At 44.2% G+C, this 335-nt stretch carries 1 protein-coding gene; it reads right to left on the bottom strand.

All coding sequences use genetic code 11. From position 1 onward, the window contains the following. Positions 1–137 (bottom strand): RRXRR domain-containing protein (locus COO03_RS23335; protein ID WP_179863025.1); only part of this gene is annotated, 137 nt, incomplete at its 3' end. Positions 138–335 lie beyond the last annotated feature (198 nt).

Genomic DNA, 335 nt, shown 5'->3' with positions numbered 1-335 from the left:
GTGGCATATTGTAATTGAATTGTAAACGGAGTATATCTAATAATCTTTGCTTTTCCTTGTTTGAGAAGAAGCCGAGCCTTACGAGGACTACAAGGCATAAGTGGTTCTCCTCGTAAATTCTTGACAAATACACGCATGTTTTGTCCCCCCTAAGAGTTTGTTTCCCTTCGCCAATGTTTGTAGGTGCCCTCAACTTCTCATGCAAGAAGGCTTGTGGTTGACCGTTTCTTCCCCATCAGAACTGTTACAGAGCCACCATAGAGCCAAGAACTAGGGAATCATTCTTGGGTATGCAACCTACGAACGGAGTCCACGAAAGACTGAGGCTAGACAAC

The organism is Bacillus sp. AFS098217, from assembly GCF_002551815.1.
GTDB lineage: Bacteria > Bacillota > Bacilli > Bacillales > Bacillaceae_G > Bacillus_A.
This window is presented reverse-complemented; position numbering and strand designations above follow the sequence as displayed.